22 protein-coding genes, 1 tRNA gene and 1 pseudogene are annotated in these 22764 nt (G+C 72.4%); 11 read left to right on the forward strand and 13 right to left on the reverse strand.

From position 1 onward, the window contains the following. Positions 1–42: 42 nt before the first annotated feature. Entirely contained in the window at positions 43–1410 is a 1368-nt protein-coding gene (locus tag GA0074692_RS30805) for an FAD-dependent oxidoreductase (RefSeq protein ID WP_091651067.1), read from the reverse strand. A gap of 4 nt (positions 1411–1414) precedes the next feature. Continuing rightward, positions 1415–2575, reverse strand: coding sequence for a carboxylate-amine ligase (locus GA0074692_RS30810; RefSeq protein ID WP_425413368.1), 1161 nt, complete (start codon positions 2573–2575; stop codon positions 1415–1417). 148 nt (positions 2576–2723) lie between these two features. Between GA0074692_RS30810 and GA0074692_RS30815 the strand changes: the two genes are divergently transcribed. The 3 genes from GA0074692_RS30815 to GA0074692_RS30825 all read left to right on the forward strand — a co-directional run bounded on the left by GA0074692_RS30815 (position 2724) and on the right by GA0074692_RS30825 (position 5479). Then, complete coding sequence (locus GA0074692_RS30815; RefSeq protein WP_245730533.1) at positions 2724–3023, forward strand: DUF6412 domain-containing protein; 300 nt, start codon at positions 2724–2726, stop codon at positions 3021–3023. Between the two features lie 149 nt (positions 3024–3172). Next, complete coding sequence (locus GA0074692_RS30820; RefSeq protein ID WP_091651070.1) at positions 3173–4024, forward strand: YidC/Oxa1 family membrane protein insertase; 852 nt, start codon at positions 3173–3175, stop codon at positions 4022–4024. Positions 4025–4087: 63 nt separating this feature from the next. Beyond that, positions 4088–5479, forward strand: coding sequence for a chitinase (locus GA0074692_RS30825; protein ID WP_091651073.1), 1392 nt, complete (start codon positions 4088–4090; stop codon positions 5477–5479). A gap of 116 nt (positions 5480–5595) precedes the next feature. Here GA0074692_RS30825 and GA0074692_RS30830 read toward each other — a convergent pair whose 3' ends face one another. Both GA0074692_RS30830 and GA0074692_RS30835 read right to left on the reverse strand, forming a co-directional pair. Beyond that, entirely contained in the window at positions 5596–6267 is a 672-nt protein-coding gene (locus GA0074692_RS30830) for a DedA family protein (RefSeq protein WP_091651075.1), read from the reverse strand. A gap of 169 nt (positions 6268–6436) precedes the next feature. After that, positions 6437–7039, reverse strand: coding sequence for a DUF1349 domain-containing protein (locus GA0074692_RS30835; RefSeq protein ID WP_091651077.1), 603 nt, complete (start codon positions 7037–7039; stop codon positions 6437–6439). Positions 7040–7145: 106 nt separating this feature from the next. On the opposite strand from GA0074692_RS30835, the gene GA0074692_RS30840 reads away from it, so the two are divergent. Further along, a complete protein-coding gene (locus GA0074692_RS30840; protein WP_091651080.1) occupies positions 7146–8798 on the forward strand; it encodes an alpha-amylase family protein in 1653 nt (550 codons plus the stop codon). 140 nt (positions 8799–8938) lie between these two features. Then, on the forward strand, positions 8939–9691 hold the full coding sequence (gene fabG / locus GA0074692_RS30845; RefSeq protein WP_091651083.1) for a 3-oxoacyl-ACP reductase FabG: 753 nt from the start codon (positions 8939–8941) through the stop codon (positions 9689–9691). Positions 9692–9793: 102 nt separating this feature from the next. Here fabG and GA0074692_RS30850 read toward each other — a convergent pair whose 3' ends face one another. Both GA0074692_RS30850 and GA0074692_RS30855 read right to left on the reverse strand, forming a co-directional pair. After that, positions 9794–10210, reverse strand: a complete 417-nt coding sequence (locus tag GA0074692_RS30850) for a hypothetical protein (protein WP_091651086.1) — start codon at positions 10208–10210, stop codon at positions 9794–9796. After that, positions 10203–10598 (reverse strand): hypothetical protein, encoded by a 396-nt coding sequence (locus GA0074692_RS30855; RefSeq protein ID WP_091651091.1) that lies wholly within the window; start codon positions 10596–10598, stop codon positions 10203–10205. The genes GA0074692_RS30850 and GA0074692_RS30855 overlap by 8 nt, the downstream gene beginning before the upstream one ends. A 150-nt stretch (positions 10599–10748) precedes the next feature. Between GA0074692_RS30855 and GA0074692_RS30860 the strand changes: the two are divergent. Next, positions 10749–11650, forward strand: a pseudogene (locus GA0074692_RS30860) (Gfo/Idh/MocA family protein). A gap of 414 nt (positions 11651–12064) precedes the next feature. Further along, positions 12065–12868: an ErmE/ErmH/ErmO/ErmR family 23S rRNA (adenine(2058)-N(6))-methyltransferase gene (erm, locus tag GA0074692_RS30865; protein WP_091651094.1), complete on the forward strand. Its 804-nt coding sequence runs from the start codon at positions 12065–12067 to the stop codon at positions 12866–12868. A gap of 96 nt (positions 12869–12964) precedes the next feature. On the opposite strand, the gene GA0074692_RS30870 is transcribed toward erm, so the two are convergent. After that, entirely contained in the window at positions 12965–13156 is a 192-nt protein-coding gene (locus GA0074692_RS30870; protein ID WP_091651099.1) for a DUF2795 domain-containing protein, read from the reverse strand. Positions 13157–13226: 70 nt separating this feature from the next. On the opposite strand from GA0074692_RS30870, the gene GA0074692_RS30875 reads away from it, so the two are divergent. Beyond that, positions 13227–14483 carry an erythromycin esterase family protein gene (locus tag GA0074692_RS30875; protein WP_091654365.1) on the forward strand — a complete coding sequence of 419 codons (1257 nt, stop codon included), beginning with the start codon at positions 13227–13229 and terminating at the stop codon, positions 14481–14483. A gap of 127 nt (positions 14484–14610) precedes the next feature. Here the strand turns inward: GA0074692_RS30875 and GA0074692_RS30880 are convergent, their stop codons facing one another. Both GA0074692_RS30880 and GA0074692_RS30885 read right to left on the reverse strand, forming a co-directional pair. Continuing rightward, positions 14611–16863, reverse strand: a complete 2253-nt coding sequence (locus GA0074692_RS30880; protein WP_091651102.1) for an MMPL family transporter — start codon at positions 16861–16863, stop codon at positions 14611–14613. Positions 16864–16920: 57 nt separating this feature from the next. Then, positions 16921–17466: a TetR/AcrR family transcriptional regulator gene (locus GA0074692_RS30885; protein WP_176738631.1), complete on the reverse strand. Its 546-nt coding sequence runs from the start codon at positions 17464–17466 to the stop codon at positions 16921–16923. Positions 17467–17665: 199 nt separating this feature from the next. On the opposite strand from GA0074692_RS30885, the gene GA0074692_RS30890 reads away from it, so the two are divergent. Next, positions 17666–18649, forward strand: a complete 984-nt coding sequence (locus GA0074692_RS30890; protein ID WP_091651109.1) for a DNA polymerase domain-containing protein — start codon at positions 17666–17668, stop codon at positions 18647–18649. Here the strand turns inward: GA0074692_RS30890 and GA0074692_RS30895 are convergent. Continuing rightward, positions 18646–19053 carry a RidA family protein gene (locus GA0074692_RS30895; RefSeq protein ID WP_091651111.1) on the reverse strand — a complete coding sequence of 136 codons (408 nt, stop codon included), beginning with the start codon at positions 19051–19053 and terminating at the stop codon, positions 18646–18648. The two genes, GA0074692_RS30890 and GA0074692_RS30895, sit on opposite strands and share 4 nt — an antisense overlap. 106 nt (positions 19054–19159) lie before the next feature. On the opposite strand from GA0074692_RS30895, the gene GA0074692_RS30900 reads away from it, so the two are divergent. Together GA0074692_RS30900 and GA0074692_RS30905 are read left to right on the forward strand one after the other, a co-directional pair. Beyond that, positions 19160–19774: a TetR/AcrR family transcriptional regulator gene (locus GA0074692_RS30900; protein WP_091651115.1), complete on the forward strand. Its 615-nt coding sequence runs from the start codon at positions 19160–19162 to the stop codon at positions 19772–19774. Beyond that, positions 19762–20277 carry a hypothetical protein gene (locus tag GA0074692_RS30905; protein ID WP_141725451.1) on the forward strand — a complete coding sequence of 172 codons (516 nt, stop codon included), beginning with the start codon at positions 19762–19764 and terminating at the stop codon, positions 20275–20277. The genes GA0074692_RS30900 and GA0074692_RS30905 overlap by 13 nt, the downstream gene beginning before the upstream one ends. A gap of 364 nt (positions 20278–20641) precedes the next feature. On the opposite strand, the gene GA0074692_RS30910 is transcribed toward GA0074692_RS30905, so the two are convergent. The 3 genes from GA0074692_RS30910 to GA0074692_RS30920 all read right to left on the reverse strand — a co-directional run bounded on the left by GA0074692_RS30910 (position 20642) and on the right by GA0074692_RS30920 (position 22762). Next, positions 20642–20716, reverse strand: a tRNA-Arg gene (locus tag GA0074692_RS30910). A 235-nt stretch (positions 20717–20951) separates the two neighbouring features. Further along, positions 20952–21671 carry a winged helix-turn-helix domain-containing protein gene (locus tag GA0074692_RS30915; protein ID WP_091651123.1) on the reverse strand — a complete coding sequence of 240 codons (720 nt, stop codon included), beginning with the start codon at positions 21669–21671 and terminating at the stop codon, positions 20952–20954. Positions 21672–22096: 425 nt separating this feature from the next. Then, positions 22097–22762 (reverse strand): DUF305 domain-containing protein, encoded by a 666-nt coding sequence (locus tag GA0074692_RS30920; RefSeq protein ID WP_091651126.1) that lies wholly within the window; start codon positions 22760–22762, stop codon positions 22097–22099. Positions 22763–22764: the final 2 nt, after the last annotated feature.

Here is a 22764-nt window from a genome sequence, read left to right on the forward strand (position 1 = left end):
CGATCCGACCCGGTCGGACAACCGTTTTCCGGCCGGAGCCGATCAGGTGAGCGCGTCGACGGCCTTGCGGGCGGCGATCAGCACCGGGTCCCAGACCGGAGCGTACGGCGGCGCGTAGCCGAGGTCGAGGCCGGTCATCTCGTCCACCGTCATGCCGTTCCACAGCGCCACGGCCAGGGCGTCGATCCGCTTGGCCGCCTCGGACCAGCCGACGATCTGCGCGCCGAGCAGCCGGCCGCTGGGCTTCTCGGCGATCAGTTTGACGGTCATGGTGCGGGCCCCGGGGTAGTAGCCGGCCCGGTTGGTCGACTCGGTGACCACCGAGACGAACTCGAAGCCGGCCGCGGCGGCGTCGGACTCCCGCAGGCCGGTCCGCCCCACCTCCAGGTCGCAGACCTTGGTCACCGCCGTGCCGATCACGCCGGGGAAGGTGGCGTACCCGCCGCCGATGTTGATGCCGGCCACCCGGCCCTGCTTGTTGGCGTGCGTGCCGAGGGGGATGTGGACCGGTTGGCCGCTGACCCGGTGCAGGGTCTCCACGCAGTCCCCGGCCGCCCACACCCCGTCCACCCCGACCACCCGCATCCGGCGGTCCACCCGGATCCCGCCGGACGGACCGACCGGCAGGCCGGCCGCCTCGGCGAGCGCGGTGTTCGGGCGTACCCCGAGACCGAGGACGACGACGTCGGCCGGGAACTCGCCGGCGTCCGTGCACACACCGGTGACCCGGCCGTCGTGGGTCTCCAGCCCGGTGACCGTCACCCCGGTACGGATGTCCACGCCCAGTCCCCGCATCGCGTCGGCGACCAGCTTGCCCATGTCCGGATCCACGGTGGACATCGGCTGGTCGGCCTGCTCGACGAGGATCACCGACAGCCCGCGCACGATCAGCGCCTCGGCCATCTCCACGCCGATGTAGCCGCCGCCGACCACCACCGCGCGGCGGGGCTGCGGGTCGCCCTCCAGCCAGTCGCGCAGCGCGTCGCCGTCGTCGAGGGTCTGCACCCCGAACACTCCGGCCGCGTCGGTGCGGGCCCACTTCGGGTGCACCGGGGTCGCGCCGGTGGCGTACACCAGGGTGTCGAACCGCTCGCGGACGTCGCCGCCGCCGGTGAGGTCCCGGGCGACGACCTCGCGCCGGTCGAGGTCGATGGCGGTGACCTCGTGCCGGAGCCGGACGTCCACGTGGAACTGCTCGCGGAAGGTGGCCGGGTCGCGGGCGACCAGGTCGTCCCGCTCGTCCACCAGCCCGCTGATCCAGTACGGGATGCCGCAGGACGAGTAGGACGTGAACCGTCCCCGGTCGAACGCCACGATCTCGAGGTCGTCCGGACCGCGCCGCCGCCGCGCCTGGGACGCCGCCGCCATGCCGCCGGCGTCGGCGCCCACCACGATCAACCGTTCCGCCATCGGGTCAGTCTGTCACCGTCGGGGAGCCGCCGCGCGTCTGTCGCGCCACGTCCTCGACCACGTCGAGCAGGCGTCCGGTACGGGCGTACACCGCGCGCTGCCGCTCGGCGCCGGTGCCGTGCCGACGTACCCCGGCGAGCAGTTCGTCGACCTGGTCGGTGTCGCCGTGCCGGTCCAGTTCGGGGCGGACGTGGTCGACCAGACGGTCCAGCAGGTCCCACGCCGGACCCACCTTGCCGGAGTGCGGGTCGACGGCCTTGCCGGTCAGCCCGTCGTGCGCGGCCCGCCAGTGCGCCGCGACCATCAGGTGGTGGTCGACCCGGGAGGCGGGACGGCCGGCGGCGATCTCCGTCAGCGCGGTGCCGACCAGGGCCCGGACCAGCGCGGCCACCAGGATCGTGTCGTCCAGGGACGGGCAGACGTCGCCTATGCGGATTTCCACCGTCGGGTACTTCGCCGACAGTCGGGCGTACCAGTAGAGCATCCCCTCGTCCAGCATCACGCCGCTGTCGATGAGCTGCCGGATCAGCCGCTGGTAGTGCGCGTACGAGTCGAGCCAGGGAGTGGGGGCCACCGAGGGCCAGTGTTCCCACTCGATCGAGCGCCAGCTCGCGTACCCGGTGTCCTCGCCGGCGGAGAACGGGGAGTTGGTGGTGAGCGCGTGCAGGACCGGCAGCCAGGGCCGGACGTGGTTGAGCACCTGCACGCCGGTGTCCGGGTCGGGGATGCCGACGTGCACGTGCATGCCGTTGTTGCCCGGGCCGGGCGCGAGCAGCCGGAACCGCTCGACCATCCGGTCGAAGCGTGGCTTGTCCACCACCGGGGGGACCGGGCCCTCGACCGGGCCGGTGCCGATGGCGAGCAGCCGGACGCCGGCCCGTTCGGCGGCGTCGGCGAGTCCGGCGCGGAGCAGCCCGAGGGAGTGCCGGATCGCCCCGAGGTCCAGCCCGGGCGGGCTGCCGATCTCGATCTGGCTGGTCTGGAACTCCCGCTCGACCTGGCCGCTCAGCTCCGGGGGCACCTGTTCCATCACCAGGTCGACGGCGGGCACGGCCACGCCGGTGTGCGGGTCGACGAGGAGGAACTCCTCCTCCACGCCGACGGTGAGCAGGTCGGGTCCGTCCGGCGTGCTCGTCACGTCCTGGGTCGCCACCTGGCCGGCCACGGCCTTCACCACCTTTTTCCGGCCCGCGCCGCTCGCGGGGGCTGCGCTCTGGGCTACCCAGGGGTACGCGGCCGGAAAACGTCACCCCGGCGTGTCGGTTCGGGCTCGCCGGGGTCGGGAACGTGACAGCGGGTTCTAGGCTGTGCGCGTGCCGGCTCTGCTGTCGTTGACGACCTGGGTATGGGCGTACGCGCTCAGCCAGGTCGTCGTGCTCGCCGACCGGCCGGCCGAGTTGCTCGCCGGTGCGGCGGTCGGCGCCGCGCTGCTGCTCGCCACGGTGGTGGCCATCCTGGTGACGGCGGTCGGCCCGGCCGGGCCCCGCGCCGTCCGGCAGGCCCGCTCGCTGCGGGAACGCGCCCGCCGACGGCGGATGCCCCGCCAGCTCGACCCGGATGCGCCGGGTCGTCCCCGCCCCCGCGCGCCCGGCGTACGCCCCGCGACCGCGTAACGCGTCGCCGGCTCTCCGCCGGTTTCTTCGTCCTGCCGCCCGGACCGCACCATCGGGTCCGGTCCGCCCGTTCCGCGTCACGCGGTCGGTTCCGTCTGTCATCCGTCCATCGAGGACATTCGACCGGAATCGCACCGAGGGGTACGTTCATGCTCGCCTTCGCGCCACTCGACGCCGCTGTCGGCGTCGCCTCCGAGGCCGTACACGCGCTCGCCACCGCGCTCGCGCCGCTGGCCGGCGGGACCGCCACCGCCGTCGCCATCGTCGGATTCACCGTCATCGTCCGGTTGCTGATCGCGCCGCTCACCGTCGCCCAGGTCCGGGGGGAGCGGCGGCGCGCGGCCCTCGCCCCGCAGGTCGGCGAGTTGCGTCGCCGGTACGGCAGCGACCCCGCCCGGTTGCAGCGGGAACTGCTCGACCTGTACCGCTCCGCCGGGTCGACTCCGCTGGCGGGCTGCCTGCCGGCGCTGCTCCAGGCGCCGTTCCTCCTGGTCATGTACCGCCTGTTCAGCACCGAGGGCCAGGCGCCGCTGGCCGGACGGCTGGCCGGGGTGCCGCTGGGCCACCAGCTCACCGACGGGCTGGCCGGGGCGGCCGGCCCGGTCTGGGGCGTACTGCTGACGGCGTTGGTGGCCCTGGCCTGGCTGGCCTCGCGGCGGATGCGCCGGACCATGGCTGCCGGGTCGGCGCTGCCCGGTGGCGCCGTCCTCCCCGGTGGCCCGGCCGTCCCCGGTGGCCCGGCCGTCCCCGGTGGGTCGGCCGCCCTGGGTGGTGGCTCGGCGCCACGCAGGGGTTCGGGTGGGGCAGCCGGGGATGCGGGCGCGGCGGTGATCGGCCGGATCATGCCGCTGCTGCCGTACGCCACGGTGCCGTTCGCCGTGGTGCTGCCCCTGGCGGGCGTGCTCTACCTGGTCACCACCACGGCCTTCACCGCTCTGGAGCACACCGTGTTGCGCCGTGGCCAGACGGTCTCGCCGGCAACCCTGGACAGAAACAGTTAACTTTCTTGATAATTACCGCACCTGTCGACGTCCATGGATGCCTGTCCGGGCCTGGAGGGCCGAATGAAGCGTTCCCGAACTCTTGTCATCTCGCTGGTCGCCGCCCTGGTGGCGACGCTCGGCGCGGCCTGGGCGGCGCTGCCCGCGTTCGCCGCCGGTGCCACCGCGACCTTCACCAAGACCGCCGACTGGGGCACCGGTTGGGAGGGGAAGTACACCATCACCAACGGTGGCGGCAGCACCGTCAACGGCTGGAGCCTGATTTTCGACCTGCCGACCGGAACCAGCGTCGGCACCTACTGGGACGCCCTGCTCACCTCCTCGGGGCAGCGGTACACCTTCACCAACCGCTCCTGGAACGGCACCATCGCCCCGGGCGCGTCGGTGTCGTTCGGTTTCATCGCCACCGGCTCCGGCACGCCGCGTAACTGCACCCTCAACGGCGCGGCCTGCGGCGGCGGCACTCCACCGACCACCCCGCCGCCCACCACCACACCGCCGCCGACGACTCCGCCCCCGACCACCCCACCCCCGACGACCCCGCCGCCCACCTCCGGCCTGCCGAGGCACGCGCTCACCGGGTACTGGCACAACTTCGACAACCCGGCGGTCGAGCTGCGGCTGCGCGACGTGCCGGGCGAGTACGACGTGATCGCGGTCGCCTTCGCCGAGGCGACCAGCACCCCGGGCGCGGTCACCTTCGCCGTCGACCCCGGGCTGTCGGCGTCCCTCGGTGGCTACACCGACGCCGACTTCCGAGCCGACGTGCAGACCCTCCGCTCCCGGGGCAAGAAGGTGATCATCTCGGTCGGCGGGGAGACCGGCCGGGTGGCGGTCAACGACGCGGCCAGCGCGACCGCCTTCGCCGACAGCACACACGCGCTCATCCAGCGGTACGGCTTCGACGGGGTCGACATCGACCTGGAGAACGGCCTGAACCCGACCTACATGGGCCAGGCGCTGCGTTCGCTGCGGGCGAAGGTCGGGGCGAACCTGATCATCACGATGGCGCCGCAGACCATCGACATGCAGTCCCCGGCGGGCAGCTACTTCAAGCTCGCCCTGGACATTCGGGACATCCTCACCGTCGTGCACACCCAGTACTACAACTCCGGGGCGATGCTCGGCTGCGACAACAACGCGGCGTACCCGCAGGGCACGGTGAACTTCATCGTCGCGCTGGCCTGCATCCAACTGGAGGCCGGGCTCCGCCCCGACCAGGTGGCGCTCGGGCTGCCCGCCGGTCCGGGCGCGGCCGGTGGCGGAATCGTCCCGCCCAGCGTGGTCAACGCCGCGCTGGACTGCCTCGCCAAGGGCACCAACTGCGGCAGCTTCCGGCCGCCGCGCACCTACCCCGCGCTGCGGGGGGCGATGACCTGGTCGATCAACTGGGACATCAGCAACGGCAACGGCTTCGCCCGTACGGTGAAGCCGCACCTGGCGACGCTGCCCTGACCCGACCGGCCCGGACGTCGAAGCCGCCGTCGGCGTCCGGGCCGTGCTCAGCGGCCGGCGGTCACCCACGCCCGGTCGGTGGTCAACGGCTGATGGTCACCCGTGCCCGGCCGTGCTCAGCGGCCGGCGGTCATCGACTGCCGGTCGCGCCGGGCTCGGCGTCGGCGCGCCTTCTTCACCGCCCAGTGGGCGATCATGAGGGCGAAGAGGGCCAGGATGCCGTAGTCGAACCAGGAGCTGTACCGGTCGATCTGCTCCCAGCGCGACCCGAGGGCGTACCCGAGCCCGACGAAGATCGCATTCCAGGCCCCGCTGCCCAGCGTGGTCAGCAGGCTGAACTCCACCAGCGGCATCCGGTTCGTTCCGGCCGGGATCGACACCAGGCTGCGCACCACCGGCGCCATCCGGCCGAACAGCACCGCCCAGCGGCCGTGCCGCTCGAACCAGCGGTCGGCGCGTTCCAGGTCGTCCCGGTCCACCAGGGGAAGCTTGTCCAGCCAGCGCTTGAGCCGCTCCTCGCCGAGCCCCGCGCCGATCCAGTAGAGGACGAGCGCGCCGACCAGGGAACCGACGGTGGCGGCCAGCCAGACCACCACCAGGTTGAAGCGTCCCTCGCCGGCCAGGTAACCGGCCATCGCCAGGACGATCTCGCTGGGGATCGGTGGGACGATGCTCTCCAGAGCGACCAGCAGCGCCACCCCGGGCGTCCCCATCGCCTCGATGACGCCGGCCACCCAGCCGGTCAGCCCGCCGAGTTGAGCCGGGTCGACGTTGTCGGCGAGTGCCATGCGTGTCCTTCCGCCACCGGGGACCCTCGATCCGACGGTCGTACCCGATTCGGCCGCGACCACACCTGTCCGTGAGCCCCGCCACCGACCCGCGACCGCATCGGTCCGCAAACCTCGCCATCAACCGGGGCCCGGCGCGGTGGGGCGGCCGTCCTCGACGACCCCCGGGTCACTCGTGCAGGGCGGCGTCGGGCGGGCCGTGCCGCCAGCCGGTGAAGCGTACGGTGAGGCCACCCCGGGTCGGCGCGCAGCAGTACGGCCCGGCGGTGGCGACCGCCTCCGGGGCCAGCGGCGCGAGCCGGACCAGCCGCCAGGGCTGCCCGGCCACCCGGGCCCGTACGGTCAGCGCGTCGCCGGCCCGGCTGACCCGCACCGTCACCTCCCGGCCGGCCCACTCCGGCACCGGCGCGACCGACCAGTCCGAGACGCCCCGGGTGACCACCGCGCCGACCTGCGGCTGGCCGTCGGAGACCTCGACCCCGGCCTTGACCCAGTGCTCCTCGTCCACCCGGACCAGCACACCGGCCTGGTCGAACTGCTCGGTGTAGTCGAGCCGGAAGCTCACCTCGACCGCGCTGCCGACGGCGAACGGGGCGAGCAGGGCCGGGGCGTCGTCGTGCACGAAGCCGTAGCTGGTGTGCCGCCAGAGGTCGCTGCCGGCAGCGGGTTCGACGAGGAGTTCACCGGCCGGGGTGGCTTCGACGCGTACCGGCTGGCCCAGCCAGCTTCCCGCCGTCCAGTCGACCGGCTGCGGCGCCTGCTCATGCTCCATACCGGCAGGTTATCCGTCCGGCCGTCCGGGCTGGACCGCGCCGCTGTCCGCCGGGCGAGGCGTACTCGGGTTTGTCGAGGCGATCGACAGGAGAAGGTACGACGGCATGGGTGACAGGTGGTACTCCGAGGCCGTCGTCTACTGCCTCGACATCGACACGTACGCGGACTCCGACGGTGACGGGGTCGGCGACATCCGGGGCCTCATCGGCCGGCTCGACTACCTGGCCCGGCTGGGCGTGACGTGCCTCTGGCTGCATCCGATCCACCCGTCGCCCAACCGCGACGACGGGTACGACGTCACCGACTTCTACAACGTGGACCCGCGCTTCGGCACCCTGGGCGACTTCGCCGAATTGCTGCACCAGGCCCAGAACCGGGGCATCCGGGTGATCATCGACCTGGTGGTGAACCACACCTCGAACGAACACCCCTGGTTCCAGTCGGCCCGCTCCTCACCGGACTCGCCGTACCGGAACTGGTACGTCTGGTCCGAGCACGAGCCGGCGGACCGCTTCCAGGGCATGGTCTTCCCGGGCGAACAGCACGAGACCTGGACCTACGACCGGACCGCGAAGGCCTGGTTCTACCACCGGTTCTACGGGTACCAACCGGACCTGAACATGGCCAACCCGGAGGTCCGGAACGAGGTCAAGAAGATCATGTCGTTCTGGCTCCAGCTCGGGGTCTCCGGGTTCCGGATGGACGCCGTCCCGTTCATCATCGAGCTGACCGAGCCGGGCAACGCCAACGCGCCCAAGGACCTCGAGTTCCTCACCGAACTGCGCCAGCACGTGCAGTGGCGTCGGGGCGACGCGGTCCTGCTCGCCGAGGCCAACGTGGAGCCGGACCAACTGCCGCAGTTCTTCGGCGACGCCGCCGGCTCGGCCAACCGGCTGCACATGCTCTTCGACTTCATGCTCAACGGGCGGCTGATGCTCGCCCTGGCCCGGCAGGACCCGGAACCGGTGATCGAGGCGCTGCGGGACACCCCGGCCCTGCCATCGGGCGGACAGTGGGCCACCTTCCTGCGCAACCACGACGAGATCGACCTGTCCCGGCTCACCGCCGAGCAGCGCGAGCAGGTGTACACGCAGTTCGGCCCGGACGAGAGCATGCGCATCTACGACCGGGGCATCCGTCGCCGGCTCGCCCCGATGCTCGGCAACGAGCGTCGCCGGATCGAGCTGGCGTACGCCCTCCAGTTCTCCCTGCGCGGCACGCCGGTGCTCCGCTACGGCGAGGAGATCGGGATGGGGGACGACCTGTCCCTGGCCGGGCGGCAGGCGATCCGTACCCCGATGCAGTGGTCGTACCAGCCGAACGCCGGCTTCTCCACGGCGGACCCGGAGAAGCTGGTCCGCCCGGTGATCGACAAGGGTGAGTTCAGCTACGAGAAGGTCAACGTCACCGCGCAGCGCGCGGACCGTAACTCCCTGCTGGCCTGGTTCGAGCGCATGATCCGTACGCTGCGCGAGGCTCCCGAGATCGGCTCCGGCTCGACCACCCACATCGACGTACCGATGCCCCCCGGCGTGCTCGCCCACCGGGCCGACGGAGCGACCGGCACGATGGTCTTCCTGCACAACCTGGGCACGCAGGAGGCGGTGGTGGACCTCAGCCTGCTCCAGCCGGAGGCCGACCTGCCGAACGACGTGCTCACCGACCGGGACTACGGCGGTGTCGGCAAGCTCGACGCACTCCGGATCACCGGCTACGGCTACCGCTGGATCCGGCTGCGTCGCGCCTGGTCCTCCTGAGGCGGGCGCACCCTCCCACGGCCGCGAGGATTCGCCGCGGGACGGCGGTGACGGCCGCAGCGCGCCCTCCCGCGCGGGGTCCGCGCCGCCCTGGCATGCGCGGTAGGGTGCGGGGGTCGCTTTGTTACTGGGAGGTAGGTATGGCGCAGCGGGTCGCGATCGTCACGGGAGGCGCGCGGGGAATCGGCGCGGCCACCGCCCGCCGGTTGGCCGCCGACGGACTGGCGGTCGCCGTGGTGGACATCGAGGAGTCCGCGACGAAGGAGACGGTGGCGGCGATCGGCGCGGCCGGTGGCACGGCGCTGGGCGTCGGCGCGGACGTCTCCGACCGGAGCCAGGTGGAGGCGGCGGTGGAGCGGGTCGCCGCCGAACTGGGCGCGCCGACCGTCCTGGTCAACAACGCCGGGGTGCTCCGGGACAACCTGCTGTTCAAGATGACCGACACCGACTGGGACACGGTCATGGGGGTGCACCTGCGCGGCGCCTTCCTGTTCAGCCAGGCCGCTCAGAAGCACATGGTGGAGCAGAAGTGGGGGCGGATCGTCAACCTCTCCAGCACCTCCGCCCTGGGCAACCGGGGGCAGGCGAACTACGCGGCGGCCAAGGCCGGGCTCCAGGGCTTCACCAAGACCCTCGCGATCGAACTGGGCCCGTTCGGGGTGACCGTCAACGCGGTTGCCCCCGGCTTCATCGTCACCGACATGACCGCGGCGACCGCCGCCCGCATGAAGGTCGACTTCGACGCGCTCCAGAAGCACTCCGCGGCCGAGATCCCCGTCCGCCGGGTCGGCCGGCCGGACGACATCGCCCACACCATCTCGTTCCTGGTCAGCGAGGGAGCCGGCTTCGTCTCCGGCCAGGTGGTCTACGTCGCCGGCGGTCCCCGCGACTGAGCCGTCGTCCGGGTCGCGGGACGCTCCCCGCGACCCCGGACCGGTGATCCGTGTGTCCGTGTTTCGTGGTCCGGTGGCGTGGTCCGCCGGACCACGGCGGGGTCAGGCCCGCTCGTGCCGGGTGTGGTAGAGCCAGACCAGGCCGAGCACCGGCAGCACCAGTGGGATGTACCCGTAACCGCTGCCGAATCCGGACCAGACGGTGTCGTCCGGGAAGAGCGCCGGGTCGACCAGGCTGAGTACGCCCACGCCGAGCACCCCGACCAGTTCGACGGTGCAGCAGGCCAGGGCGATCCGGCGACCGGTGTGGCCGCCCCGGGCCAGCCCGACGGTGGCCACGATGTAGATCACCGCGGCCAGCGCGGAGAGCAGGTAGGCCAGCGGGGCCTCGTTGAACCTGGTGACGATCTGGAGCCCGGCCCGCGAGGTCGCCGCGATCGCGAAGAGCAGGTAGACGGCGATCAACAGCCGCCCCGGCCCCTGGCTGGTGGCGCGCTCGGGCGTCCGGGTCTCAGCCACCGGCGACCGCCCAGGTCTGCTGGAGCCGGACAACGACCACCGGCAGCACCAGGCAGACCACGCCGACGATCGCCGCGCCCCACCGGGTGGGCTCCATCTTCGCCAGCACGGCCGCCAGCGGGGGCAGGAAGACCAGCGTCACCAGGTAGCCGGCGAACGCGCCGGGTTCGCCCGGTCGTTCGCCCCCGCCGAGCGCCACCAGGGCGACCACGGTCAGCGCCAGCAGCGCGACCTCCAGCACGACCAGGCCCAGCAGATGGGTACGGTCCGGGGGTCGGTTGCGCGCCGCCGTCACCAGGCTCCACGCCGCGAGTACGAGCGACAGCACGATCGTGACGGTCGCGAGGATCCCGTCCACCGGTGAGCCGGCTGCGGCGGCACTGGTCATCGGGACAGCGTACTCAGCTCCCCGGTGACCCCCGGAGTGGCCCGTCCGGGGTGGCTGAGCTGATGCAGCCGGCTGCGTCCGCTCCGCCGGCGCACTAGCGTGGAGCGCGGACCGGGCAGGGGCCGGGGTCGACGACGATGGGGGTGCAGGTTGCTGAGGTTCGGACTGTTCGGCACCGGTTACTGGGCGGCGGAGACGCACGCGGCGGCGCTGGCCGCGCACCCGCGCGCCGAACTGGTCGGGGTCTGGGGACGCAACCCGGAGAAGGCCGCCGCGTTGGGGCAGCGGCACGGCGTGCCCACGTACGGCGAGGCGGACGCCCTGATCGAGGCGGTGGACGCGATCGCCGTGGCCCTGCCCCCGGACGTGCAGGCGGAGATCGCGGTCCGCGCCGCCACCGCCGGCCGGCACCTGCTGCTGGACAAGCCGTTGGCCCTGAACCTGGCCGACGCCGACCGGGTGGTCGCTGCCGCCGAGCAGTCCGGGGTCGCCTCGGTCGTCTTCTTCACCCAACGCTTCCACCCGAACGTGGTGGGCTTCCTCGGGGCGACCGCTGCGGCGGGCGGCTGGCACCACGCCCGGGTCACCATGTTCTCCTCAATCTTCCAGCCGAGCACCCCGTACGCGGACTCGGCCTGGCGGCAGAAGCACGGCGCGCTCTGGGACGTCGGCCCGCACGCGCTCTCGCTGGTCCTGCCGGTGCTCGGCGGGGTGACCGGGGTGACCGCCGTGGACGGCCCGCGCGGCCTGGTGCACCTGCTGCTCACCCACGAGGGTGGCGCGACCAGTTCCATCTCGCTGACCCTGGACGCGCCGCCGGAGGCGCGGGCCCGGGACATCATCTTCTTCGGCGAGAACGGCACCGAGGCCGTGCCACCGGGGACGGCAGCCCGGTCACCGCCTTCGGCCTCGCCGTCGACCAACTTCTCGAGGAGATCGACGCGGGCACCCGGGACCACCGCTGCGACGTCCGCTTCGGCCGCGACGTGGTCGCCGTCCTCACCGCCGCCGAACACTCCCGCACCACTCCCCACCCCGTTTCGCCCCGGTGATCAAGAAGGTTGCGTCAGGTGCTCGACACTGACGCCGCCTTCTTGATCAACCGCTGGAAAACAGGGCGCGGGGGTGCGGGGGTGGGGGCTACGGTGCGGGCATGTGCACGCATGCCCTGATCGACGTGGCCGTGACGCCGGCCGCGTGGGGTCAGTCGTTGACGGCCCGCCCGCGAGTCCGGCGTCCGGCCCTGGCCGGCCGGTACGCCCACCGCGCCTGACCGCTCCGCGTCCGAGCTGACGCGTTCCTGAACCACCGGTCCCCGCGTGGCCCACGCCTCGCGGGCCGCCGGTGTGTGGTGCCCGCGTATCCCGCCGTCCCCAGGGTCGTCCGAGTCCCGATCCGCTCGGACAGGCCCCGCCTCGTGCTGCCTGTCCGCCCCGCCGCCGCCCGGCGGCAGACAGGACGAACCCGTGGCGCCCCGCCGAATCCGTACCACCGCACGCGACCGGTCCCGTCGCGTACTGTCCCAGAACTTTCTCACCGACCCGGCCGCCGTCGCGCGGTTCGTCCGGGCCGCCGATCCGAACCCGGACGACCTGCTGCTGGAGGTGGGCGCCGGCCGGGGGCAACTGACCCGACCACTGGCCGCCCGCTGCCGCCGGCTGGTCGCGTACGAGGTCGATCCGGCCGTCACCGGCGAGTTGGCCGCGGTCTGCGCGGCCCTGCCCGGGGTCGACCACCGGCCGGAGGACTTCCTCGCGGCGGCCCCGCCGGGGGAGCCGTTCGCCGTGGTCGGCAACATTCCCTGGTCGTTGACGGCCGCCGTGGTCCGCTGGTGCCTCGCCGCCCCGCGACTGCGAACCGCGACCCTGCTGACCCAGCTCGAGTACGCCCGTAAGCGCAGCGGCGACTACGGCCGGTGGACCCGGCTCACCGTCTCGACCTGGCCCGAGTTCACCTGGCGGCTGGCCGGTCGGGTGCCCCGAACAGCGTTCCGTCCGGTGCCCCGGGTCGACGCCGGGATCCTGCGGGTCGAACGACGACCGGAGCCGCTGCTGCCGACGCGGGCGCTGCCGGCGTACCGGGGCATGGTGGAGCTGGGCTTCGGCGGGGTCGGCGGCTCGCTCGCGGCCTCACTGCGGACGGCGTATCCCCGGCCCCGGGTGGACGCCGCGCTGCGGGCGGTCCGGCTCGACCCGGCGACTCCGGTGGGCGAGGTGTGGCCCGAGCAGTGGCTGGTGCTGTTCCGCCTGCTGCACGCCCGACGGGGCTGACCGGTAGCCGGCGCGCCGGCATTGGCAGGTGGCGGGTCGGTGGCAGGTGGCAGGCCGGTGGCTGGCGGGCCGGTGGCTGGCGGGCCGGTCGGTCGGTCAGGCCAGGGTGGTCAGGGCGTCGGCCAGCTCGTCGGCGGAGGCGAACTGCTCGACCGGCAGCGCCCGGAGGGCCTGGAGGAGTTCGGTGCTCGCGCCGAACTCCTGCGCCCGGCGCACCAGGTCCTCCCGGGAGACCGGGTAGTCCAGTCCGGCCAGGTACTCCAGCCACTGCCCGCCGCTGCCCGTCATGGACGGCGGCTACCCGCTGACGGTCGGGACACACCTGGTTTGTCCGGACCCGCCCCGGGTAGCCGCGGGCATGCTGGTCCAGCGGCTCGGCGCGCCGAGCGACTTCGACCCGTTGCTGGCCCGTGTCGCCGACGCCCGGATCGTCATGCTGGGCGAGGCGACACACGGCACCTACGACTACTACCGGCTGCGGGAACAGCTCACCCGCCGGCTGGTCGCCGAGTGCGGGTTCTCCTTCGTGGCGGTGGAGGGGGACTGGCCGGACTGCGACCGGGTGCACCGCTCGGTCACCGCCGCCCGGCACGGCGCCGCCGACCCGCTGGCCGCCCTCGAACGCTTCGAGCGCTGGCCGACCTGGATGTGGGCGAACGCCGAGGTGGCCCGCTTCTGCCGGTGGTTGCGCGCGTGGAACGTGGACCGGTCGGAGGGCCGCCGCACCGGCTTCCATGGGCTGGACGTCTACAGCCTCTGGGAGTCGATGCAGGCCATCTTCGACTACCTCGGTGAGGAGGATCCGGCGTCGCTGGAGGCCGCGCAGGAGGCGTACCGCTGCTTCGAGCCGTACGGCAAGCGACCCGAGGAGTACGGGCTGGCCAGCCGGTTCGTCTCGGCGCGGTGCGAGGAGGAGGTGATCCGCCTGCTGTCGCGTACCCGGGAACAGGCCTCCCTCGACGGACCGGACCGCTTCGCGGCCTGGCAGAACGCGGAGGTGGTGGCCGGCGCGGAGCGGTACTACCGGGCCATGGTGTCCGGCGGGGGAGAGTCCTGGAACGTCCGGGACGTCCACATGGCGGACACCCTGGACCGGCTGTTGGAGCGGTACGGCACCGGCTCCCGGGCCGTGGTCTGGGCGCACAACACCCACGTCGGCGACGCCCGGGCGACCGACATGGCCGACGCCGGCCTGGTCAACCTCGGGCAGGTCGCCCGGGAGCGGCACGGTGACGACGCGGTGGTACTGGTCGGGTTCGGCAGCTACCGGGGCGGCGTGGTGGCCGCACCACGCTGGGGGTCGGCGGCGGAGGCGATGACCGCGCCACCGGCCCGCCCCGGCTCCCTCGAACACCGGCTGCACGAGTTGCTGCCGGAGCGGGCGGTGCTGGTCTTCGGCGGTGCGGACCAGCCGGGCTGGGTCACCGGCACCGTGGACCACCGGGCGATCGGGGTGGTCTACGACCCGACGCTGGAGGCACAGTCCAACTACGTGCCGACCCGGCTCGGTGAGCGGTACGACGCGTTCGTCTGGTGTGACGAGACCACCGCGCTGCATCCGCTGCCCGCCCTGACCGCCCCGGGGGAACTGGAGACCTACCCGGCTGGCATGTAGGCCGCATGCGGCTGGGGTGTTTGCAGGGGTCCCCTGCTACCGCTTTTTGCGGTGCAGGGGACCCCTGCTACCAACCAACCCACCCCAGCGCGCAGTCTGGTGCGGACCGGTGCCGGGGTGGGGGAGATCAGCGGGTGCCGGCTGCGGCCTTCTCGTCGAGGTGGGCGCGCAGGCCCTCGCCCTCGATGTCGACGTTCGGCAGGACCCGTTGCAGCCAGCGGGGCAGCCACCACGCCTTGTCGCCGAGGAGCGACATCACCGCCGGGACGATGGTCATCCGTACCACGAAGGCGTCGATGGCGACGCCGACGGCCAGCGCGAAACCCATCGACTTGATCACCGGGTCGTCGAGGAAGACGAACCCACCGAAGACCGAGATCATGATCAGGGCGGCGGCGGTGACCACCCGGGCCCCGTGACCCATCCCGCTGATGGTGGCCTGCGCGGCGGTGTCCCCGTGTACGAAGTCCTCCCGCATCCGGGAGACCAGGAAGACCTCGTAGTCCATGGCCAGCCCGAACAGGATGCCGATGAGCAGGATCGGCAGGAAGCTGATCAGCGGACCGGGGGTGTCCAGACCGACCAGGTCGGCCAGCGTGCCCTGCTGGAAGACGGCCACGGTGATGCCGAAGGTCGCCGCGACGGTCAGCAGGAAGCCCAGGGCCGCCTTGACCGGCACCAGGATCGACCGGAACACCAGCATCAGCAGCAGGACGGAGAGACCGACGACGAGCAGCAGGTAGACCGGGAGCGCGGCGGACAGCTTTTCCGACACGTCGATGCCGATCGCGGTGACGCCGGTCAGCAGTACGTCCACCCCGTCGGTCCCGCGGACCGCGCCACGGATGTCGTGGACCATCCTCTCGGTCGCCTCGTCGGTCGGGCCGGTCTTCGGCACGACCGCCAGCAGCGCGGTCCGGCCGTCCGGGCTGAGCTGCGGCGGGGCGACCGCGAGTACGCCCCCGGTGCCCTGCACCTCCTGGGTGACCCGGGGCAGGGCGGCTGAGGTCCGCTCGGCGGAGTCACCGGAGACCACCACCACGAGCCGGCCGGTGAAGCCCGGCCCGAAGCCCTCGGTGATCAGGTCGTTGGAGGTCCGGGCCGGGGAGCCGAGCGGAGCGGTGCCGGCGTCCGGCAGGGCCAGCCGCATGTCGGTGGCCGGGACGGCGAGCAGCCCCAGCCCGAGCAGGCCGACCAGGATGACCGGGATGCGCAGCCGGGTGACCCACCCGGCCCAGCGGAATCCGAACCCGGAACGGTCCTCGGCGGCGGAAGCGCGCCCGGCGGTCGGGCCACCGGCGGCCGGCGCGGAAGTCCCGGTGAGCGTGGAGGTCCCGCCCGGCGCGGCCGTGTCGGCGGGGACGGCGTTCCGGAGGCTGCGGGGCAGCGCCCGGCGACCGGCGAAGCCGAGCAGCGCCGGTTGAAGGGTGATCGCGACCAGCACCGCCACGGTGACCGTGCCGGCTGCGGCGAGACCCATGACCGTGAGGAACGGGATGTTGACCACGGCGAGCCCGGCGAGCGCGATGACCACGGTCGCCCCGGCGAAGACGACGGCCGAGCCGGCGGTCCCCACCGCCCGCCCCACGGCCTCCTCGGGGGAGAGCCCGGAGAGCAGGTTCTGCCGGTGCCGGGAGGTGATGAAGAGGGAGTAGTCGATGCCGACCGCGAGGCCCAGCATCAGCGCGAGGATGGGGGCCGTGCTGGTCAGGCCGACCACGCTGCTGAGCGCGTAGAGCCCGGCCATGCCCGCGCCGACGCCGATCAGCGCGTTGAGCATGGTCATCCCCGCCGCGACCAGCGAGCCGAAGGTCACCACCAGCACGAGCAGGGCGACCACCACGCCGAGCGCCTCGGTGGAACCGACCTCCGGCTCGGTGTTGAGCACCTCGCCGCCGGGGGCGACCTGGTAACCCTGGCTCTCGGCCCGCGCGCCGACCTCCTCGTACGCCTCGCGCTGCTCGTCGGTGATCTCGTCCGCGCCGGCGGAGAACTGCACCTGGATCAGGGCGTACCGGGCGTTCGGCGAGACCGCGCCGGCCTGGAACGGGTCGACCGCGCCGACCACGCCGGGCAGGCGGCTGGCCTCCTGCACCAGCTCCCGTACCACGGACTGCCCCTGCGGGGTGCCGAGCTGCCCGTCGGCGGGTGCCCTGACCGCGATGGTGCCGGTGGCGCCGCTGGCCGCCGGGAACTCCTTCGCCAGCAGGTCGAGGGCCTTCTGCGACTCGGTGCCGCGCATGGTGAAGTCGCTCGAGGTGGGGCCGCGGAACAGCGCCGCAGCCCCACCGAGTCCGATGAGCGCGACGAGCCAGAGCGCGACGACGAGTCGCCGCTGGCGCAGCGCGCCCCGGCCGAGCCGGTACAACAAGGTCGCCATGATGGTTTTCTAGTCCTGTCCTCGGGGTCGTGGATGCAAAACGGACGCCGTGGGGGATCAGTCGAGGGGCGCGAGGGCCCGGCGGGCGACGGCCAGTAGCGCGGCGCGCAGTTCGTCGTCGGGCAGGTCGGGGAACTCCGCGCAGGCGGCGGCCACCCCGGCGAGCACGATCAGCGCGCCCACCTGGGCCTCGGCCCGGCCGGATCCGCCGGCCAGGGCGTCCCGGAGCCGGTCGGAGCTGCGCTGGACGTGCGCGAAGGCGGGGTGCTGGAGCAGTTCCGGGAACTCGCCGTGCAGCAGCGCGATCTCCCGGCGGAAGCGCAGCGCCAGCTCGACGAAGCCCTCGACGGCGTCGCGTTGCGCGGCCGGCCCGGTCGACCCGGCCAACCGTTCGTCGAGGGCCAGCAGCATGGCGATGGCGGGGGCCATCAGTTCGGTGAGGATGGCTTCCTTGTTGGCGAAGTGGTAGAGCACGGCTGCCTTGGAGCAGCCGACCTCCCGGGCGATGTCCTGCAACGACGTGCCCTTGTAACCGGTCACCGCGAACCGCCTCGCGGCTGCGGCGAGAATCCCGTCCCGGGTCTCCGGTACCGACCGTGCCAACCTGGCCACCTCCCACCATCGAGCATTCCTGACCGATCGGTCAGGAGCTGACCGATCGGTCAGACGAAGATCGTGGCCTTCGCCACGTTCCGCTCGAATCCGGGGGCTCACTCCACTCGGCCGCCGTCGCATGCCTGAGGGCCGGCGAAAACGCCGTGTTCCGGTTGCGCTCCGGCCGGGTGGCCGGGAGGGTGGGCTGATGGCGGCTGCGGACGAGGTGCGGGACGGCGTCCCCCTGACCAACCTGGACCAGCCGCTCGTCGCCGGCTCCGACCTCAGCAAGCGGCATCTGGTCGACTACCTCGACGCCGTCCGGGACCGGCTCCTTCCGGAGCTGCGGAACCGACCGCTCTCGGTGATCCGGGTGCTCCGGGGCCAGGCCCCCTTCATGCAGAAGAACGTGCCCAGGTACACCCCGGACTGGGTACGCCGGGTGACGATCTGGGCGGAGGCGTCCCACCGCGAGGTGTCGTACGCCCTCTGCGACGACCGCCGCACCCTGCTCTGGTTCGCCAACCAGCGCGCGGTGGAGTACCACCCGACCCTGGCCACCGCCGACGACCCGCACCGCCCCACCCACCTGGTGCTCGACCTCGACCCGCCGGAGGGGGACGCCTTCCGGCTGGTCGTGGCCGCCGCCGGGCTGGTCCGGCAGGCACTCGCCGACGCGGGTCTCGCCGGTGCGGTCAAGACCAGTGGGGCGAAGGGTCTGCACGTCTTCGTCCCGCTGGAGTCGGGGACCGACCCGGCGGACATCGCCGCCGCCACCCGGGCCCTCGCCGTCCGCGCGGCCCGGATCGACCCGGCGCTGGCCACCACCGCCTTCATCCGGGAGGACCGGGGTGGCCGCGTCTTCGTCGACTCGACCCGGGCCGGCGGCGCGACCGTGGTCGCCGCGTACAGCCCGCGACTGCGTCCCGGTGTGCCGGTCTCGTTCCCGGTCGACTGGGCTGACCTGGCCGACGTCAGTCCGGGCGACTTCACCATCCGAACCGTGCCGGGGCTGGTCGCCGGGCGTGATCCGTGGTCGGCGGGGATGCCCGCGCCGCAGCGGCTCCCGGCGGACCTGGTGGCCGAGGGCCACACCATCCCGGTGGCCCGGGTCCAGGCCATGCACGAGGGGAAGCGGCGTGCCCGGGCCCGCCGGGCCGCCGCAGCGGAGACTGCTGACGGGACGGGTTAGTCCGCGACGGCGATCGCCTCGACCTCGACGAGGAGGTCGGGCTCTCCGAGGCTGGCGACGCCGAGCAGGGTGATCGGCTTGATCAGGTCGACGCCGAGCTGTGCGGCGGCACGCTGGACGCCCGCGCCGAGTGCAGGCAGCTTCCCGCCGTCCCACTCCACGACGTACACGGTCAGCTTGACCACGTCGTCGAAGCTGGCGCCCACCGCGGCCAGGGCCGTGGCGACGTTGAGGTACGCCTGCTCGACCTGGGCGGCGAGGTCTCCGGCGCCGACCGGTCGGCCCTCGGCGTCGCGGGCCACCTGCCCGGCGAGGAAGACCATGCGCGCGCCGGACGCGACCGCCACCTGTCGGTACATGTCGGGCTTGGGCAGGCCGTCGGGGTTCAACAGTTGTACGGGCATGCGTCCTCCTTCGCCGGCACGCGGCCTCGGCTGGGCCGTGCGGTGGACCGAAGCATAGCGCTGCTATGGATCGGAGGCCATAGCGGTGCTATGTATCATCTGGCGCGTGCCGAGAACCGCCTCAGCGGCTGTCCGTCTGCTCCTCGTGGAGCGGGCGGCGGAGCTGCTCGCCCGCCGCGATCCGGTCACGCTGCGCGCGCTCGTCGAGGGGACGGGCGCCTCGACGATGGCCGTGTACACGCACTTCGGAGGCATGCCCGGGCTGTGGCGCGCGGTACGTCAGGAGGGGTTCACCCGATTGGCGGCTCGGCTGGATCAGGTGCGGCCCACGTCCGACCCGGTGCACGATCTGGCGGCGCTCGGTGCCGCCTACGTCGACAACGCGCTCGCCAACCCGGCCCTGTACCGGGCGATGTACGACACGGTGGCCGACCTCGACGACCCGCAGGCCGCGGCGGGGGCCTTCGGCGTGCTCGTCTCCGCCGCCGCCCGGGCCCGCGAGCAGGGCCGCTTCGCGAAGGGCGCGGACCCGGAGGACGTCGCCACGCAGATGTGGGCCGCCGGCCACGGTCTGACCATGCTGGCGATTACCGGAGTGCTGCCCCGGGAGGCGCTCATGGTCCACGCGCCCGCCATCCTGACCGCGCTCTTTGTCGCCGCCGGCGACGACGACGACGAGGAACGCTGCCGTCGATCCGTGCAGACCGGGTGGTTGATGTGAAGATTCTGGCTCTGATCATTGGTGCGCTCTTCATTCCGTTGAGCCTGGCCGGATGTGCGGTGGGCGAGAAATCGGGTGGGGAGGTGGAGATTTTTGAGATCGACAACACGGAGGAAGTCTTCGGTAAACCGGATGAGGGAGGGGTGACGGTGAGGAGGCACTACATGATTCTCAACCCACCCGAAGGTCTGGCCGAACTGAAAGAGGCGGCCGAGAGGTACGGCAGGGACCACCCGATTGAGGCAGAGGTCAAGGTGGTGGAAGGCAAGAACAGGTTCTTCCACATGTACTTCTACCGGGAGAGCGACGATCTGCCCAGGGACTGGCAGCCCGACGAGGGTTACCTGAGCACAGATCGACTGGAGCACCACAAGAACGACCTGATCGCATCGATAAAGTGGTCGGACGTCGACCCGCAGAAGGAATACCGCAGTTACCGGAAGACCGAGAAGGGGAAGATCGTGGAGGAGGTGCATTTCGTCGGGGATTGGCTTGTCGAGTGATGTCCCCGAAGATGCCACCAAACATACCGGGGGCGGAACCCGGATCAGCGCGGTAACGCTGGCGGCGAGCTCCCAGTTCCTCTTCCGCGTGCGTCCCGCCAGGCACCGCGTCGCCTGTGCCCCTGACGGCGCCCCTGCCCCAGCGCCGGCTAGTTGCCGGGTGTCCCGACGGTCAGGCCAAGTCGGTGATGTGCTGCCTCTTGGGCCAGCGGGTGGAGCGCACGCTCGGCCACGGCTGAGGCCGCCCGGAGTTCGGCACGTAGTCGGCACAGAGGGCCGCCAACGGCCGGACGCAGCCGGACACACGAGTAAGGCCGCTGACCTGGTTTGCCCTGGTCAGCGGCCTTTTCGTACTGCTTATCGGTGGTGCCCCCGGCAGGATTCGAACCTGCGCCCCCGCCTCCGGAGGGCGGTGCTCTATCCCCTGAGCTACGGGGGCTCAGCGACCGGGAAAGCGTAGCAAACGCCTCCCGGAAGCGCCGAATCGGTATCGGGCGATCCGTCCGCCGAGCCTGCGGCACCGCGCCGTAGCTGGGCAGACGCGGTGCCTCGACCCGCCCGACGGGCCTACCGCCCGTCGGGCGGCGGCAGGCCCGTCGGGCGGCAGCGACCGGGGGAGGTGGTTGCCGCCGTCCAACGGGACTCTGGCCGTCGGTCGTTGGCGGCGGGGACGGTCACGCCGCCGGTCCGAGTCGCCCGGGCCGGGAGGCCCCGGCGCGTCCGCAGCTCGGCAGCGGGTGCATCGCGATGCGTCGAGGTAGGCGCCGGGGCCACTCGTTCCGTGGCCAGGAGCCGTCCACGATCACGTGCACCGTCCGCTCCTCCGCGCCGCTGAGCCGGAGCACGAAGTCCCGGGGGAGCGGCGGATCCACCGACGGTGTGGTGATCATGAAGCGGACCCGGCCCCGGGACGAGACCGCGGAGACCACGTCCGCCGCCGGCATGGTGCCGCGCAGCCGGACCCGGCCGAGCCAGTAGACCTCCGCGAGGTGCTCCTGGGCGGCCCGGGTGATCGCCGGGTACTCGGTCCGGACCCAGTGCTCCACCGCGCCGACGCAGAGCCCGCAGGCCCGCTCCCGCGGCTCCCGGGGGCCCAGCCCCCAGGCCCGCAGGTACGCCCCGACCGTCCCGGTGTCCATGGTCCGGTCGTAGCGGCGCTGGATGAGGCTGGTGAGGCTCTGCCGCGTCCACAGCTCCTCGTCCAGGTCGAACTCGTCGGGGTGGACGCCCCGCAGGGCGTCGATCAGGTCGAGTTCCTGTTCGCGGCTGAGCAATCCCGGCTCGCCCGACCGCTGTCCGCGACGGACGGCTGCCACCGTTCCGTCACCGCCAATGGTGTGTCGCCGGCACCAACTGGTGACCGAGCGCCGTGCGTCTCTGAGTGCAACCCCCACGTCCTGCGCAACGACCCCGAATCACTACTGGTCACGATATGTGGGTAGAAAAAGCTTGAACCCGTCGAATCGGTCAAAGGTGGCGAAGGTGTGCACGGTGGGACCGGCGCCGGCCTGCTCCTGCTCGTCCACGCCCTGGCAGCCCTACTCCGGACCCGCTAAGACCCCGTCGTAGCCCTGTCGATCATGGATTTGTGGCACCACTCAAACCTCACATTCGTCACTAATCAGGAGCCACAACTCCATGATCGACGGGGGGTGGGGGTGGGGGTGGGGTGGGGGTGGGGTGGGGGTGGGGAGCGGCTGCCACCACCGTTAGCGGCCCGGGTGCGGCCCCTTCCGGGCCTTCGGACGCCTCCTCCCGGAACGACGATCGCCGCCCCGCTGTCGGGACGGCGATCGTCGGAGTGCAGTCGGTGAGCGGCTCAGCCGCGCAGCCGCTTCAGCGCGTTCTCCAGGTTGGTCAGGTCCTTCTGCTGGGTGTTCTTCATGGTCTGGGCGGTCCGGCGCACCTCGGGGTCGTCGGTGGCCTTCAGTACCGCGTCGATCATGTGCACCCCACCGATGTGGTGCTTGATCATCAGGTCCAGGAAGAGGATGTCGAACTCCCGGCCCTGGGCGGCGCGGAGCTGGGCCATCTGCTCGGGGGTGGCCATGCCGGGCATCAGCCCGTCGCGCACCATCTCGGTGCCGTCCGGGATCCAGGCCATCCGCTTGCCGGAGCCGGTCGGGTCCAGATCCCAGGAGCGCAGCCAGCTCTGCATCGCACCGATCTCGCCCTGCTGGGCGGTGGCGATGTCGCCGCCGATCTGGCGTACCTCGGAGTCGGTGCCCTGGTCGAACGCGATCAGCCCCATCTCCACGGCCTGCGCGTGGTGGGTGGTCATGTCCCGGGCGAACCCGGCCTCCGCCGAGGTGTCGCCCGGCTTGGTGAGTCCGGGGGTGAGCAGTCCGGCCGTGTACCCGAGGAGGAGCCCGAGCACGACGGCGACGGCGAGCGCGACGGTGCCCCAGCGTCGTGCCGGGGCCGTCCCCCGGCCGCCGTCACCGGCGGCCGGGTTCGTGTTCTCCCTCGTGATGGCCGTGGTCATCG

It is taken from the genome of Micromonospora pallida (assembly GCF_900090325.1).
GTDB classification, from domain to species: domain Bacteria; phylum Actinomycetota; class Actinomycetes; order Mycobacteriales; family Micromonosporaceae; genus Micromonospora; species Micromonospora pallida.